This is a genomic window from Vibrio sp. QJM3NY_26 (assembly GCF_057786005.1).
The window spans coordinates 1,138,877-1,154,378 of record NZ_CM173516.1 but is presented as its reverse complement, the minus strand read 5'-3'; the positions used below and the strand labels follow the sequence as shown (position 1 = coordinate 1,154,378).

Genomic DNA, 15,502 nt, shown 5'->3' with positions numbered 1-15,502 from the left:
ATGAAGAAACCAGTCAAGATTACACTATACCGTTGGGCAGGCAGCTGGGGTCCATTTAAAGTTAATATCCCATGTGGGGAATGTACCCTTACCAAAGACATTCTTAAGGATACTTTTGAGAATGAATTATCAGATGTCGATGTCGAACTGGAAGTGAAAGATTGGTTGTCTCACTGGTGGGAGCCTCTAAAACTGGGCTCTTGGCATGCTCCAATCCTTGTTGTTGAAGGCAAGGTTGTAAGCCAAGGCGAAGCGCTTAACCGCGGTGTGTTAGTTCAATCCGTGATCAAAGAGTGGACCAAACGCGACAGCCTAAAAGGCAACATCGTTTATGGTAAAGCGACCTGCCCATTCTGTGTTAAAGCAAAGAAAATGCTTGATGAAGCGGGTGTTGAATACCAATACCACGATGTTGTAAAAGACAGCGCAGCTTTGTATCGCATGATTCCAGAGGTCAAAGCGCACATTGGTGAGAAAACACCAGTAACCGTTCCTCAGATCTGGCTCGATGGGAAATACATCGGTGGAGCAGACAACTTAGAAGCGTGGATGAAAGAAAATGGTTTAGATACCATTCCAAATAACGTTGTCGACCTGTCCAACCAATCGGCAGGCTAAACTCACACAGAGTACAAATCCTATCGTGAATTAATCAGTGTTTTTTTGTGTCCATCCACAACAAAACGAGCGATGACCTTCATTAATCGCTAAAACGAAAAAGGCCTTAAACTTCATCGAGTTTAAGGCCTTTTTAAATTCCGTTTCTGAAAATGCTTATTTCGCCATTTTCTTCATCATTCGCTTAAAGAATGATGCTTTTTTTGGCTTTGGCTTGCCATACAATGCTTCGTGCATCATGTTTTTTGCTACCATTTGACCAAGGTATGCGTGGCCTAGTTCGTAATTCATGCTTATCTCCGCACATAATCGATTTTCTTATGCGCGGATTCTACACTTAAATCGGCCAAAAACAAGATCTAAATCACACTTTTATGCAAGTAAACCATCCTATTGCAACATCCGTATTCTTGTCTCTGCGTAAATCAGCATTGTATCGTTATATCAATGAGTTAATGTTAAGCCCGTCTAACCTTGATTCACCATGCCCATTTGCAATCCAAGACATTGGTTTAGACATTCATAAAAAAAGCAGCTCAAGAGAGCTGCTTTTTAAATACTTAGCTTAGAAACACTGACCTTAAAAAGGGCACTATTCGCTAATGCCTAATAGTTAGTGACTAAAACACTAGCTACGCTTTGGCTGTCTGTAAGTTTTACCCGCAATTTGGTATGTGTCTTTTTGTTTTAATTCGAACATAGTTTCAAAGAACCAAGCTGCAAATTTGATTAAGTCATCGCCTTCATTCATGACATGTTCGATGTACTCTTGCTCTTCGCCTTGTTCATTTTCTTGAAGCGTCACGTGGTAAATACGCTTTTCGCCTTCTACTTCAGCTAGCGCAAATTGACCTGTTAGTGATCCAGCAGCCTCAGCGACTTCTGTATCCTCATTGGATTTCAATAGCTCAAGCGCTTGAGGCAGGCCATCTAGTGCGCAGATAGCTTTTACCAGTACTTCAAATTCATTTTGCTGCATGTTTATTACCTATTAAATGGACGCAGGTATTGTAGAAAACCATCCATACAAATACAACGTATTAACGACTGTACGCAGAACTATAGCGAGTTAGCTGTTTAACTGTACTCTACTTCGGTAGCTGCGGCTTTCTTATTCATTTTGGTTGAAGACCAAAGGACTGTACCCATGCAAGCACCAATAATCAGATAAAACCCGCCGAGTTGTAAGTGAGTTGTCACCCAGCTTTCTACTAGATACCCACCCAATAAACCCGCTAAACACATCTGAATTGAGCCAGACAATGCAGACACTGCACCCGCTTGTTTCTTATGGGGTTCTAATAACATGCTGATTGATAGTGGGAACGAGATGCCTTGTGCTATCGCCAACCAAGTAAACGCCCAAACTAAGTTAAAGATGGATAACTCATGAGTAAGAAGCCAAGTTCCCGAAGACAAAATGATCAAAATCGCAAGGCTCATCAATTGCGGAGTGCTAAACCTACGATTGAGCAAGTTCAAAGCCACGCTACCTATCAGTAAACCTGCCGAAGGGACAATCATCAATGAGCCATATTCAGCGGCGGTCAGCCCCAATTGCTCTTGCATTAAGAATGGAAACAGCGATAAAGATACCAAACTTGCCATGTAGCTCATCCAGTTATAACTGGCACTGGTCAACACTTGGCGGTTAGTCAACAAGCGTCCGTAGTTCTTCACTACTTGGCAGGCATCAAAGCGACTCTTTCCATATGGCAAAGTCTCAGGCAACACAAAGTAACCCAGCGTAAATATTGCCAGTAGATAAAGAAGAACAAACAGGAACACCGCCTGCCAACCGAGGTGAAATGAAATCCAACCACCAAATACGGGGGCAATGATCGGCATGATCGAAGCGGTGATCGAAATATAAGACAACGCTTTGGTCAGTTGAGGGCCATCATAGCTGTCGCGAAGCACACTTCGTCCGAGAACCGAGGCGCTGCCCGCCCCTAAACCTTGCAATAAGCGACCAACCTCTAGCGCCGTCATGTTGTCAGAAAAAACAACACAAACGACAGTACCAATCAAATAAACACCCTGACCTAACAAGAAGATAGGTCTTCTTCCCACTGCATCGGACATCGGCCCGTAAAATAGCTGTGACAGGCCAAAACCCACAAGAAACAGCGTGACGAGCAGCTGTACATCTACCTGAGTCACACTTAAATCAGAAGCAATTAACGGCAATGATGGCAAGTAGATGCTCACACCCACCTGCCCCGTAGCAATAATCATCATTGCTAAAAGTAACGGCGTTTTTTTAAAGGTCGATTGGCTCAAAAAATTCCCTATTCGTTTGATATTTGTTCATGATATAAGTTTATATTCAAAACCAGTAATTGATAATTAACCAAATTGGAATTTAATTAAGTCCTAGCAGGAAATAATATGGATTGGATTCTCAACGTAAAAAGCTACGTTAGAGTAGTGGAAGAAGGCAGTTTCAATGGCGCCGCTCGCAAACTTAATACCACCAGCTCAGCGATCAGCAAAAGAGTAAACTGGCTCGAAGAGCGTATCGGTACTCAACTTTTAAAACGCACCACTCGCTCGATTAACCAAACCGAAGCGGGAGCACTCTTTTACTTGCGGGCCAAGGATCAACTCGACAATTGGCAATCAATTATTGATGAGACTCGCTCGGTTAACCAAACCCCGGCAGGCCTCTTAAAGATAGGCGCGACGATTGCTGTTGGCTCTAAATTTCTGGTGCAATACATGGACGACTTCTTAGAAAAATACCCAGACATTAAGGTACAGCTGATCACCACGACTCCTGGTCAATTACCTGAACTTGGCTTGGATCTGGTGATCAGTCGTGAACTGGAACAGCTCAACTCATTAAGCTTCAAGAAAACACCGCTGTTTGAACACAAGGCCAGTTTCTATGCTGCGCCGAGTTATCTTGCCAAACATGGTTATCCCACCAACGAGCAAGACTTAGAACAACACAACTCCTTAATATGGGGAGAGCGCCCTACCCGTGAAGTCACACTCACCAAAGGGCAGCGCATCACTTTGAACGGCAACTTTGCGACCACCAACCCTGAGGCTTTGTTTCACGCGGCGAAACGAGGAATGGGTGTGCTGTTAACCATCAAAGCAATGATCAAAGAGGATCTTAAACAAGGGACATTAGTTCCAGTATTGCCAAATATTACCGCCGACGAAGTGATGGTTTACGCGTACTACCCTAAGCTTGATTACTCACATACGCGAACCAAGTTATTTTTGGACCATTTGAAAGATAGGCTAGATAAAGAGCGAAATAACCAAATTTTGTGAAATAAGTCTCAACTTAATTTGAAAAATGATACAACGCGGCCAATAATAAACTAAGCGCATATAAGAATAGATGCGTACAAACTAAACACACAGGCTTACACGCTGGATCTGGTTAACTAGGGATGGTAGCTATGACTCAACAAACGTACAACAATATGATAGACACTGAGCGTATAGGGCGCTTGCTCAAGTTGGAAGGTATCGACCTTTTGGAATCAGCAGTGCTTACTCTACACCAAATGTTCGATACTAAGTACACCACTATCATTGAGAAAAAGTACTTTCCAGACCAAATTGTTCCTTTAGTTATTGCTCATTCTGATCACGTCTTGCATGACAGAATCAACCCTCGTCATGGGCAAATCTATCAGCAAGCCGTCAATCAAAACCACCCTGATTGCTCATTTGCTCAATACGTTGTCAAATCACTACCTACATCTGCCTTTCGGCAAGAGATTACCTCACAGAATTCCATTGCGATTCCTACACGGACTCAAAGCGGTGAAGTCATGGGGGTACTTTTTTCTACGTTTACTTCCCCACTGAGTAATGCTCAGCAACAAGAAGCGATTAAACATCATCAACTTTTTTCGGATATCATCATCCACACCCTGCGTGAGATGTGGTTCAACGATCGCTCCGAGCAACTGGTCAATCAACTCAGCTATGAAGTCTCACACGATAGCTTAACAGGTCTACTTAACCGCAGTTGCTTATCTGATACGCTAGAATCAATCACTCAGCAAAACTCAACACCGTTTACGTTAGCAATACTGGACATTAATAGTTTTAAAGCGATTAACGATCTTCACGGCAACTATATCGGAGACAAAGTACTGCAACATCTGGCTGAGATTTTGAGACGAACACTCCCAGAAAATAACCTCACCTTTAGAACGGCAGGAAATGAGTTCGCCTTCATCACCTATTACGCCGACCCAACCGCAATTTGTGAACAAATCGTCGCCAAAGTAAAACAGGGGTATAACAGTATTGATCTTAGGATCGATTTTGATATCAGCATAGGCATCGCAGGATCAACCGGAGATAGCAAAGACGTAGAGCAAATCATCTTCAACACCAGCTTGGCGTTGAAAGAATGTAAGCAATATTCGGGTACCCATATCAAGTGCTATGACACCCACTTAAGATCTCGATATCAGAGGAAGACCGAGTTAATTGCGGCCTTGAGAAATGAACTTGACAACTCTATCTCGCTGAACAGCGGAATGTATGTTGTGGCTCAGCCGATTGTTGGTCAACAAGACAAACGTTGGAAGTATTTCGAAGTACTCACTCGTTGGAAAACAGAAAAGCACGGCGACATATCCCCAGTTGAGTTTATACAGGTAGCAGAAGAATCCGGACTAATTGTCGAGCTGGGTGAACGCATTATCGAACTGGTATGCCGAGCTAAAACGACATTAGAACAAGGCTTAGGATACAAGGTTAAGCTCGGAATAAACTGTTCCGCCCATGAGCTTACCGACTCTAAGCGTTACATTTCCTACCTCACTCGGACCATTGAACAGCATCACTTTAAGGCTGATGAGTTTGTTATTGAGCTGACCGAAACAGTATTGCTATCTCCAACTCAAGACACCAAAGACGCACTCAACTTTTTGCGAGAACAAGGCTTTACGATTGCGCTAGACGATTTCGGCACCGGTTACTCTAGCTTGAATTACATTCACAGCTATCCGATTGACTGCATTAAAATTGATGCCATTTTCATTCAAAATTTACTCACCAATTCAACATCAGAGAGCGTTGTTTGGTTGATCATTCAGCTTGCTCATCGACTCAACGTATCACTTGTCGCAGAGGGCGTGGAAAAGCGTGAACAGCTAGAGAAACTTCACGATATGGGGTGCGACAAGATCCAAGGATACCTATACTCGCCTCCTATGCGACCTGAAGCTATCGTGAGTTTAGTGACTCATTCAGAAGCGCTCATTCAAAGCCCATAAAAATTAAAAATATAAAGCAGTAGCCAGACCAAAATCTAAAAAGCCGCGAAGCATGACTAAATACTTAAATATTTAGAAAAGCTCTCGCGGCTTGATTAATCGGCCTAATTTAGAGAAATCTATTAACTGTTATTAGATTGGGCTTCTAAAGCTACCTTTAACAGCTTATCTGCTTCATCTCTTGACGCTACAAACGTCGCTTTTTCCTTTTTAGGCACTGAATCAGCCATCGGAATATTCGCTGTCATCGCGTTCACAGGACGACCACGTTCGATTAACTCATAATGCAAGTGTGCACCCGTCACTCGGCCAGTTTTACCTGACAAGCCAATACGCTGACCACGAGATACCGTTTGTCCTTTACGAACTAGGATCTTACTCAAATGGAGATAACGCGTTTTGTAAGTGCTACCGTGCTGAATAACGACGTAGTTACCGGCGTATGGGTGCTTACGGGTCATGATCACTTTACCATCACCCGTCGCTTGAACTGGCGTACCAATTGGCGTAGCGAAATCTGTACCGTTGTGAGGTGAGACTCGGCCTGTCACAGGGTGTAAGCGCTTGGGGTTAAACTGAGAACTCTGACGCCATCCACTGCTTACAGGGTAACGCTGGAAAGCACGTTGTAAGCTATCGCCATTGGCATCGTAATATTGCCCATCAGTGTGTAAGTACGCAGAAACAACACGATTACGATTCATGATCTTAATCGCTTCGATTTCACGCTTTCCGGTTGCGACACCATCAACAAATTGCGCTTTCTGAAGCACTTCAAACTGATCGCCAGCGCGCAGGTCGCGGCTAAAGTTCAGCTTATCTTTAAGAAGCGTCACAATATGGTCAATCTCAAGACTATTCAGGCCAACCTTGTTCGCCGACATAGAGAAACTGCCGTGAATATCACCCACTAAAGGTTTTTGCTTCCATTCACCAGGAATAGAAATGTCTTCAAATTCATAGCTGCCATCTTCAAGTCGTCGGTAAACCGCTTTATCCGCAACACTAAATTGAATTTCCATTTTGGAAAGATTGCCCGTCGCCTCATCACGCCAAAAACGTAATGTGTTACCAGGACGAAGTGTGTCTAGGGCAAGGAAGTTTAAATCGGTTTCCATCACGCTCATCATCGATTTATAAGAAAATCCAAGTTGAGTAAAGATGCTACTCAAGTTATCGCCCGTTTGAATTTGATACTCAAACGTCGGCGGTTCGATAATCGCGACAGAAGAAGGTGATAGGATTGACTCAATAACGGTTGAGTCAGGTAAATCAAGATCGATCGTTTTCGTCAGATCCGATTCTGAAGATTGCAAAGCAATACCAAACGCTGCAATAAGTGGCAGTCCTAAAATAGCTACTTTTTTTACAGGTGAAAGCTCAGCAAACGGAGAGGAAAATATTTTTGAATACACGGTAAACAGGTCTTTCTACGATATAAAGGCATAGGATATGCTTTTCAAACGCATAAATCATCATTGCATTGTCATAATATGATGTGAATCTGCCCAATTTAGACTAAGTCATTGAGTTACCGTAAGTGGAAACCCACTTCACGATTAATAATATTAACCGCCAAATAAAAAAGCAGAAACGGCTAGTTTCTGCTTTCTATTGATTCACGCTACTTCATCTCGATTAAGCGTTAACCGTCGATACCAAGCAATTGTCTTCACCAAACTCATTCGGGATATAACGATCAGCATTCGCATCGTTCACCCATTGTTGGTCATCAACTAGATAGCGGAATTGAAACTCGCCATCTTTAGGTAGGCGAGTTTTAAATTTGTAAACCTTCCCTTTGGCCAGTTTTTTCATTGGGGTGGCTTTCCAATCAAGAAAGTCAGCAACGATGGATACAGAGTTCGCTTCTTGAGCTTCTAGCTCGAAGGTCACTTCAACTTCATCTTTCGTCTTAAAAAAACGTTTATTAATCATTCGCAAGCTCCATTTGTAAAAATAGGCAGACACCAAGCATAAGGAGTGTCTAAATTTCATTCATCTAATTAAGATAATATGTAATTTAGCTCACATAAACAACAGATCCTTGCATTAACGAAAACGTTATTGCTTACCAATTGATTGCGTATCAAAAGAAAAGCTCATTAACACCTTTTCAGAAGGGGATTCTGCAAATGATTGTTCCGCAGAATGCTGAGTAAAGCCGATAAAACCTTCCCCTGTTTGTTTGCTATCGGATTGTAAATCTTGCTGATGAGCGACCTCTAAAGTCTGAATTTGCACTCTATCGCCTAGAAAAAGCTGGTCGACTAGCACGACACGGCTTCGCTGCTGGTCATGTTTAAACAAGCCAAGATAATAGAACACGCCACTGCCTTGATTAGATACCCACATCGGTGCGACAAAGAAACTCGCCTTGCCCAACGTGACGGCTGAAAGGTTGTTGGTGTCTACCGTTACCACACCACGCTCAACACCCGAGTCATAGCGTCCAAAGGCTATAGCTCTAGGTTCATCGACTTCATTAATAAAAGCGTACGCGTTGGTTTCGGGTACTTTAATTGTCCATGGGTTGGTCGTCTTCAAATCAAAAACGGTTTCAACAACAGGGTCATAACTGACTTGAGAAGAAGGAAACTTCGCCAAGATCTCTTCGTCACTTAAGCTAAAGCGATAAATACCCGCCAGTATCACCACAACCAGCATGACAATTGGAATCAGTAAAATCAGAGGTATAGGTAAGATTTTCTTTTTCATAAGCAATTATATTCTTTTGTTTTCATCCAGTTGTGCAGACCATAAAGGGCTTTAGTATAATTATCAATACAGGGTTAACCAGAAGTGGAGCATGGATGGATATCAATCATATTAAAGATAGAAATATCAGAAGTTGCGAATGCCGCTGTGGAGCAGTCAACCTAGTATGCAGAGGCGAACCCCAACGAACCTCTGTATGCCATTGCTATGAATGTCAGAAACGCACCGGAAGTGTGTTTGGTGTTCAGGCTCGATTCCCAATAGAACAAGTCACATTAAACGGAGAAGTCACTTCTTTCTCACGCATCAGTGATACGGGCAGTGAAGTGACCTATCAGTTTTGCCCTAAGTGTGGCACCACCATGCTCTTACAATCTGTTGCTGCTGCCGATTTTTATATCGTCCCGCTCGGATTATTTAAAGAGCAAGACTTTCCGCTACCGAGCTTTTCAGTCTACGAAGAACGTAAACACGGCTGGGTCAAATTTGACCATCAAATGAGTCACTACAACTAGCCTGTTACTGACCTTTATCTCGATAAAGCAACGGCATTAGAACAAACTGCAATACTGTTGCCTAAGATCAAATATCAACGCACCACAGCGCTAGCGTATCTTTTCGCTAGCGTTATAATCTGCTCCTCTTTTTAACCCAGGGTGAACCACATGATTTCTAAGCTACCTCGCTGGGTTGAATACGGCGCTTTGCTGCTCGCAGGCCTTGCTGGCAGCGTTAATGCGATTGGCTTACTCGGCTTTCAGCATCAAGCAATCTCCCACATTTCAGGCACCATGTCTTTATTAGGCAGTAGCCTGCTCACACCAACTTCGGCTTCTTTACATCTTTTACTGATTATCATGAGCTTTATGTTAGGTGCAGCCTTCAGCGGATTCTTTATTGAGAACCAAGCACTGAAGTTAGGGCGTCGTTACGGCGTTGCTCTGTGCATTGAAGGGGGGTTGCTATTTTTAGCACTTTGGGCACTGTTACAGGGCTACACTTCAGGCCAATACTTCGCTTCAGCAGCCTGTGGTTTGCAGAACGCGATGATAACGACTTATAGCGGTGCGATCATTCGAACAACGCACATGAGCGGGATCATCACGGATCTTGGGATCATGATTGGTGCTCGCTTAAAGGGGATGCCTTTTGACCGTCGTAAAGCCAAACTACTGATGTTCATTGTGGTTGGCTTTCTGTTTGGTGGTTTAAGCGGAGCTTGTCTGTTCCAGCGCTTTGAAATTTTGGCGCTGGCTTTCCCTGCCTCTTTTGCTTTCATTATCGCATTTAGCTACTGGCTCTACCTGACCTATCGAACTGAAACGCCAGTCAATTTATAAATATCTGGCAATATATCCTCAAATTACGTAACATCCGCAACACTTTATCCTAAACTCTTAATGAGTTGCAGAATAACCAGTGTGAATAGTTAGCGATATTTGATGAATAGTATTGCAAGCACTATCAATACTGGGTAATCTTGCATCCAGTGAGAAAATACGGATGTTTAGAGAATAAAAACGCCAAGGATGTGGCTTTTTTACATGTAGAAATACGAGAACAATTAACATGTCTAACAACACGAATACTGCTCAACCAGAGAAATCTAAAGGCAGTTTCTGGGTTTTCTTAATCCCATCTCTGATTGGTTTATTCCTTTTCATGGCACCAATCAGCTACCAAGGTGATCTAACGATCCCTGTCGCTATTCTAGCAAAATCAATTCAAGCGGTTTTCGGTGAGTCTCTAGTTGCTATTATCACTGCAATCGTTGCCTTCATGTCTGTAGCTTCCGTTTTAAGCACCATTTTCAAACCTGCATTCATTACATCGAACTCATTTTTAAACGGCCTTTTCAACCCATCGCCACTGTGGTTGTTGGTTCGTCTTATCGGTGGTGCTGCAGCATTCATGGCTTTCTTCCAAGTCGGCCCTGAATTTATTTGGGAAGAAAACACCGGAGGTCTCGTACTAGAAGGCCTATTGCCGACTCTATTTTCAGTGTTTATCTTTGCTGGTTTGTTACTGCCACTACTACTTAACTTTGGTTTGCTAGAATTGTTTGGCACCTTACTAAGTAAAGTAATGCGCCCAATCTTCAACCTACCAGGTCGTAGTGCTATCGATTGTATGGCTTCTTGGTTAGGTGACGGCAGTGTCGGTATCCTACTTACAAGTAAACAGTACGAGAAGAAATTCTACACCCAGCGTGAAGCCGCTGTAGTTGGTACGACTTTCTCTGCAGTCTCTATCACGTTCAGCCTTGTGGTTATTGCTCAAGTAGAGCTAGAGCACCTATTCCTACCTTTCTACGCAGCAATCTGTCTAGCGGGTATTGTGGCTGCGGTCATCATTCCTCGCCTTCCGCCACTAAGCATGAAGAAAGACACCTTCATTGATGGCAGCAAGCCTCACAAAGACGCTGACGCGATTCCTGCAGGTCACTCAACATTCTCTTGGGGTCTTGAGCTAGCAGTAAACAAAGCATCACAAGTTAAGTCAGCTAAGTCAGTATTTGCTGAAGGCATCCGTAACGCCGTAGATATGGTATTTGGTGTACTGCCTGTTGTTATGGGCCTTGGTACGATGGCACTGGTTATTGCGGAATACACATCGGTATTCTCATTCCTAGGTCAACCTTTCATTCCATTCCTAGAGCTACTTGGTGTTCCTGAAGCGGTTGCAGCATCTGAAACCATCGTGGTTGGCTTTGCAGACATGTTCATCCCAGCAATCCTTGCGGCTTCTATCGACAACGAGATGACTCGCTTTGTTATTGCAGCAATGTCGGTAACTCAGCTGATCTACATGTCTGAAGTAGGCGCTCTGCTTCTAGGCAGTAAGATTCCAGTGAACATCCTCGAGCTGTTTATTATCTTTATTCTGCGTACGTTAATTACACTTCCGGTTATCGCTGGTGTAGCACATCTAATATTCTAAATTAGACCCTACTGATATAGCGTAATTAAGAACTATTTTATAAAGCCTCACTTTTGTGGGGCTTTTTATTGCCAGTAAAGACATTCCCTACCCGCTCAAAATACATTCACCTACCCACCAAAAATACATCCAAGATATAAAATTGGCAGTTCATTTAATTTCATATCTGTTTACCTTCCTTCTCGTCTTAGAATAGAAAACCACACACATAAACGTCTAATTAATAAATTATCAATACCCGTAGGCTCTAGGCTCGCGTGTATCTTCAACTCATTGAACCAAATGCTAAAAGTAACAAATATATGATTTAGTGAATTTTGTATTGTTTAGGTTGTTGTATTTTTGTAGTCTATTTTGTGAAATTACATTCAAGTAAATTTCAATCTCGTCGATATATATAATTAGAAAAACACGATTAACTTTAGACTTCGCAAAGCCTGTGAGAAGGGGAACACTCAATGAAATTTAGCCATAAGGTGGTTGCTGCATCATCAGCCTTGCTGCTAGTGACAGTATCATTGCTTTCAATACAACAACTTTACACCGTAAGAAGTGCTGTAGAAAACCACGTCAATGCGAGCCTAAAAGAGATGGTCTCTGGCGTAAAAAATACAGTCGTATCAGAAATGAACGCCAAGAAAGCGTTGGCTCAATCGACGACTGAAGTCATCGAGATTAACCCTCAAGACCGTACTTACGTAAAAGAAATCCTAGAAAAACCAAAGCTTAAAAACAGCTTCCTAGCGGTTGGCTTTGGTTATGAAGCAAACGGTTTCGTCATTGAGAATGATGACGGTTGGGAAGCCGGTCCAGATTACGACCCACGAATCCGCCCTTGGTACATTGATGCTAAATCCAAAAACAGTTTAGTGGTTACCGCTCCTTATGTGGATGCATCAAGTAAGAAAGTCATCATCTCTGTGGGTACGCCAGTTAAAGACAGCGGCCGCTTCACGGCAGGTATGTTCTACGACCTAGAACTGACCAACCTTGCGACATTGGTAAACCAAGTGAACTTGTTTGATGCCGGCTACCTATTCCTAGTCACTGCTGACGGCACAACGATTGCTCACCCGAATGCGAAAAACAACGGTGAAACGCTTTCAAGCTACATGCCACAAGCAAGCATTCGTGAAGGCTCTCAAGAAATTGAAGTCGACGGAAAAATGTTCCTAGTTAACTTCACCCACATCCCAAGTGAAGATTGGTACATTGGCGCAATCCTTGATGAAGAGATCGCGTTCCAAACCGTGGAAGATCTGAAGAACAGCTCGATGATCTACTCATTGATTGCGGTAATTCTCAGCATCATTGCACTGACTGTTCTGATCCGTGTGTTAATGCGTCCACTTGATGTGCTTAACCAAGCAATTCAAGATGTGGCGAGCGGTCAAGGTGACTTAACCAAACGACTAGACACCAACACAGACAAAGAGTTCTCTGACCTAGCAAAAGGTTTCAATACCTTTACTGAAAACCTGCAAAACCAAATCATTCAATCAAAAGCGATTGGTGTTGAGATTAAGCGTGGTACTGAAATCACGGTTAAAGGTGCAGGCGAATCAGCAAACGCGATGAATACCCAACTGCAAGAGCTTGAGCAATTAGCGACTGCAATGAACGAGATGGCAGTGACTGCAACAGAAGTCGCGAACAACGCTCAAGGCGCAGCAGCAGCGGCTCGTGAAGCTGACGAAGCAACGCTAGACGGTACATCTGTAGTCAGTGATACCACTCAAGCCATTGATAACCTTTCAGCACGTATCGACCAAGCGGTTGCAGAAGTACAAGTACTGGAATCAGCGACAGCCAACATCGAAACGATTCTTAAAGTAATCAACGATATTGCAGACCAAACTAACCTACTCGCATTGAACGCAGCGATTGAAGCGGCACGTGCTGGTGAATCTGGTCGTGGTTTCGCAGTCGTAGCCGACGAAGTTCGAACTCTGGCGCAACGTACTCAAGAATCGACCACTGAAATCCGCAACATGATTGAGCAACTCCAAGCGGGTGCAAGCTCAGTATCGAACGCGATGAACCAAAGTAAAGACACAGCCACTGACGCCGTTGAACGCGCTCAGCAAGCAAACTCTTCACTTGACCGCATCCGTGACGCGATTCAGCGTATCTCTGATATGAATATTCAAATTGCTTCAGCAGCAGAAGAGCAGAGCTTAGTAGCGGAAGAGATCAACAACAACACAGTTAAGATCAAAGACCTTTCAACACAAGTATCCAACGCGGCTCAAGAAGCAAACACGGCAATGCAGGTACAAACTGACAATGTTCGCCAACAAGACGAGCTATTGAACAAGTTTACGGTTTAACAGAAGTTTGTGTTAATCAGCGCTTAGCTTAACCAATACATAGGCTTAACCAACGTTCCGCCAAGAACCTAAAAAACAAAAGACCCGTTTACTAGATGCTAGTAAACGGGTCTTTCTTTTTTCGACTTCTCTTTCTAACCGATCAGACTTAACTCATCACAGGTTCGAACTCATTGGTCGTCAGCATCATGCACTGATTAGATTCAACCTGAATGGTTAGCGTCTTATCGACACAATCAAACACTGCACCAGACAATAAGTCAGTTACTGTACCAGTCCAAGCCAGTGATGCCGTTTTACTTCGCTTCGACTTGTTGATCACCACAATGCCTTTGTCTCCACGGACAAACACCAGCAAATCATCATTTGCCTCAACCACACGCATCGCTTCGCCATGAACATGGTTATGAAACTGAATCATGTTTTTCATGTAAGGCGCTTGCCAATCGTTAAGCCAACGAGGCTGACCGTTCTGATCCAGAATGCCGCTGGTACTTAGCTCACTGTAAACAAGCGGCACACCGCCGTCTCGACCAAGAATAAAGGCGTGAGCTAATCGCTCGTCAACTTCACCCATTACGTGATCCAAAAATACTTCATTATTTGGAATATCATGAGTGACGGCAAAAGTGATTGCTCGCATATTCGATAACGCCTGACCAAAACAGTAAGGGTTGATCAGAGATTTAAAGCTGCCCTGCTCTTCAAAGGATTTGAAGATAGTATTGAACAGAGGGAAATCGTAAGCACCTAAGCGAGTGTGTTTGAGGTAAGGCTCAAGGAACAACTCATACTCTTCTTTGGTCGCACCACCATCAGTAATGATCTCGCCAAAGATGTGCATTTCTTCGCAAATATCATCAGTCCACACCTTACGTAGATGTGACAGTGTCATGTGTTTTGCTGCGTCTATGCGAAACCCTTTCACGCCAATCTCTTTTAAGGCTTTTAGGTAAGCTCTCTGCTGCGCGACCACATTGTCGTTGTCTAACAGCGTTGGCAAGCCAGGGTCACTAACTCCACCGGTAATACGTCCGTTCTGCACTTCCCAAGTGTCTTTCCAGTTTTTGATACCAAACGCTTCAACAAAGTCGTTTTCATCAAATAAAGGCTTAGAAAGATCGCCAAACAAACGTATGGATTCGTAATAGTCAGCATCTTCTTGATAAGACGCCATATCTTGCTGATTTGGATACGTTAAATCGCCACGGATACCCGACTCATTGGCCATGTGGTTAAACACGACGTCCACATAGGTACGAAGCCCGTATTGCTTTAACGTGTTCACCATCGCAGTGAAATCTTGCGTGTCACCAAGCTGATTATCAATCACACGATAATCTTGTGGTTGATAGCGCTGCCACCATTGGGTGCCAGAATCACGGTCGCAACCTTTAGGTCCGCGTAACGACTTCATTGCCGGTGATACTAAAACAGATTTATAACCCAACTCTTGGATCAGTGGGGCGTTCTTCATTACGTCAGCGTAGCACCAGTCAAAGGCATGCAATATCACATCTGTCGCTGGGTTGCTTAACATAGCTGAACTATCCATGTTGTTCTCCTACCAAACTTGTTTACAGCTTTCTAGATAAATACAAAGGCTAAAAGGCAAAGCTGCATAAATTTCCTTAAGAA

14 protein-coding genes are annotated in these 15,502 nt (G+C 43.3%); 7 read left to right on the top strand and 7 right to left on the bottom strand.

The annotated features are described in order from the left end of the window. Positions 1-618 carry a glutaredoxin domain-containing protein gene (locus tag AC3CH4_RS20505; protein ID WP_004731823.1) on the top strand — a complete coding sequence of 206 codons (618 nt, stop codon included), beginning with the start codon at positions 1-3 and terminating at the stop codon, positions 616-618. 156 nt (positions 619-774) lie between these two features. On the opposite strand, the gene AC3CH4_RS20500 is transcribed toward AC3CH4_RS20505, so the two are convergent. From AC3CH4_RS20500 to AC3CH4_RS20490, 3 genes are all read right to left on the bottom strand, one after another. After that, positions 775-909: a hypothetical protein gene (locus AC3CH4_RS20500; protein ID WP_004731825.1), complete on the bottom strand. Its 135-nt coding sequence runs from the start codon at positions 907-909 to the stop codon at positions 775-777. A gap of 337 nt (positions 910-1,246) precedes the next feature. After that, complete coding sequence (locus AC3CH4_RS20495; protein WP_004731829.1) at positions 1,247-1,597, bottom strand: hypothetical protein; 351 nt, start codon at positions 1,595-1,597, stop codon at positions 1,247-1,249. 98 nt (positions 1,598-1,695) lie between these two features. Further along, entirely contained in the window at positions 1,696-2,901 is a 1,206-nt protein-coding gene (locus AC3CH4_RS20490; RefSeq protein WP_171311611.1) for a multidrug effflux MFS transporter, read from the bottom strand. A 108-nt stretch (positions 2,902-3,009) separates the two neighbouring features. Here AC3CH4_RS20490 and AC3CH4_RS20485 point away from each other — a divergent pair, with 108 nt between their 5' ends. Both AC3CH4_RS20485 and AC3CH4_RS20480 read left to right on the top strand, forming a co-directional pair. Further along, positions 3,010-3,906 (top strand): LysR family transcriptional regulator, encoded by an 897-nt coding sequence (locus tag AC3CH4_RS20485; protein ID WP_004731832.1) that lies wholly within the window; start codon positions 3,010-3,012, stop codon positions 3,904-3,906. Between the two features lie 131 nt (positions 3,907-4,037). Continuing rightward, positions 4,038-5,876 (top strand): putative bifunctional diguanylate cyclase/phosphodiesterase, encoded by a 1,839-nt coding sequence (locus AC3CH4_RS20480; RefSeq protein WP_171328342.1) that lies wholly within the window; start codon positions 4,038-4,040, stop codon positions 5,874-5,876. 122 nt (positions 5,877-5,998) lie between these two features. On the opposite strand, the gene shyA is transcribed toward AC3CH4_RS20480, so the two are convergent. The 3 genes from shyA to AC3CH4_RS20465 all read right to left on the bottom strand — a co-directional run bounded on the left by shyA (position 5,999) and on the right by AC3CH4_RS20465 (position 8,594). Beyond that, positions 5,999-7,291, bottom strand: coding sequence for a peptidoglycan DD-endopeptidase ShyA (gene shyA, locus AC3CH4_RS20475; protein ID WP_017077403.1), 1,293 nt, complete (start codon positions 7,289-7,291; stop codon positions 5,999-6,001). Positions 7,292-7,514: 223 nt separating this feature from the next. Continuing rightward, positions 7,515-7,814, bottom strand: a complete 300-nt coding sequence (locus tag AC3CH4_RS20470; protein ID WP_009845720.1) for an isoamylase early set domain-containing protein — start codon at positions 7,812-7,814, stop codon at positions 7,515-7,517. Between the two features lie 126 nt (positions 7,815-7,940). Then, entirely contained in the window at positions 7,941-8,594 is a 654-nt protein-coding gene (locus tag AC3CH4_RS20465; protein ID WP_102538539.1) for a hypothetical protein, read from the bottom strand. 32 nt (positions 8,595-8,626) lie between these two features. Between AC3CH4_RS20465 and AC3CH4_RS20460 the strand changes: the two genes are divergently transcribed. From AC3CH4_RS20460 to AC3CH4_RS20445, 4 genes are all read left to right on the top strand, one after another. Then, the gene (locus tag AC3CH4_RS20460) at positions 8,627-9,109 is read left to right on the top strand and encodes a GFA family protein (RefSeq protein WP_017077401.1); all 483 of its coding nucleotides are present in this window, start codon (positions 8,627-8,629) and stop codon (positions 9,107-9,109) included. A 150-nt stretch (positions 9,110-9,259) separates the two neighbouring features. Further along, entirely contained in the window at positions 9,260-9,934 is a 675-nt protein-coding gene (locus tag AC3CH4_RS20455; protein ID WP_004731845.1) for a YoaK family protein, read from the top strand. 229 nt (positions 9,935-10,163) lie between these two features. After that, positions 10,164-11,534, top strand: a complete 1,371-nt coding sequence (locus AC3CH4_RS20450) for a YjiH family protein (protein ID WP_004731847.1) — start codon at positions 10,164-10,166, stop codon at positions 11,532-11,534. Between the two features lie 458 nt (positions 11,535-11,992). Beyond that, positions 11,993-13,864 carry a methyl-accepting chemotaxis protein gene (locus AC3CH4_RS20445; protein WP_114634832.1) on the top strand — a complete coding sequence of 624 codons (1,872 nt, stop codon included), beginning with the start codon at positions 11,993-11,995 and terminating at the stop codon, positions 13,862-13,864. Between the two features lie 148 nt (positions 13,865-14,012). Here AC3CH4_RS20445 and AC3CH4_RS20440 read toward each other — a convergent pair whose 3' ends face one another. Further along, the gene (locus AC3CH4_RS20440) at positions 14,013-15,419 is read right to left on the bottom strand and encodes an alpha-amylase family glycosyl hydrolase (protein WP_146456461.1); all 1,407 of its coding nucleotides are present in this window, start codon (positions 15,417-15,419) and stop codon (positions 14,013-14,015) included. Between the last annotated feature and the right edge of the window lie 83 nt (positions 15,420-15,502).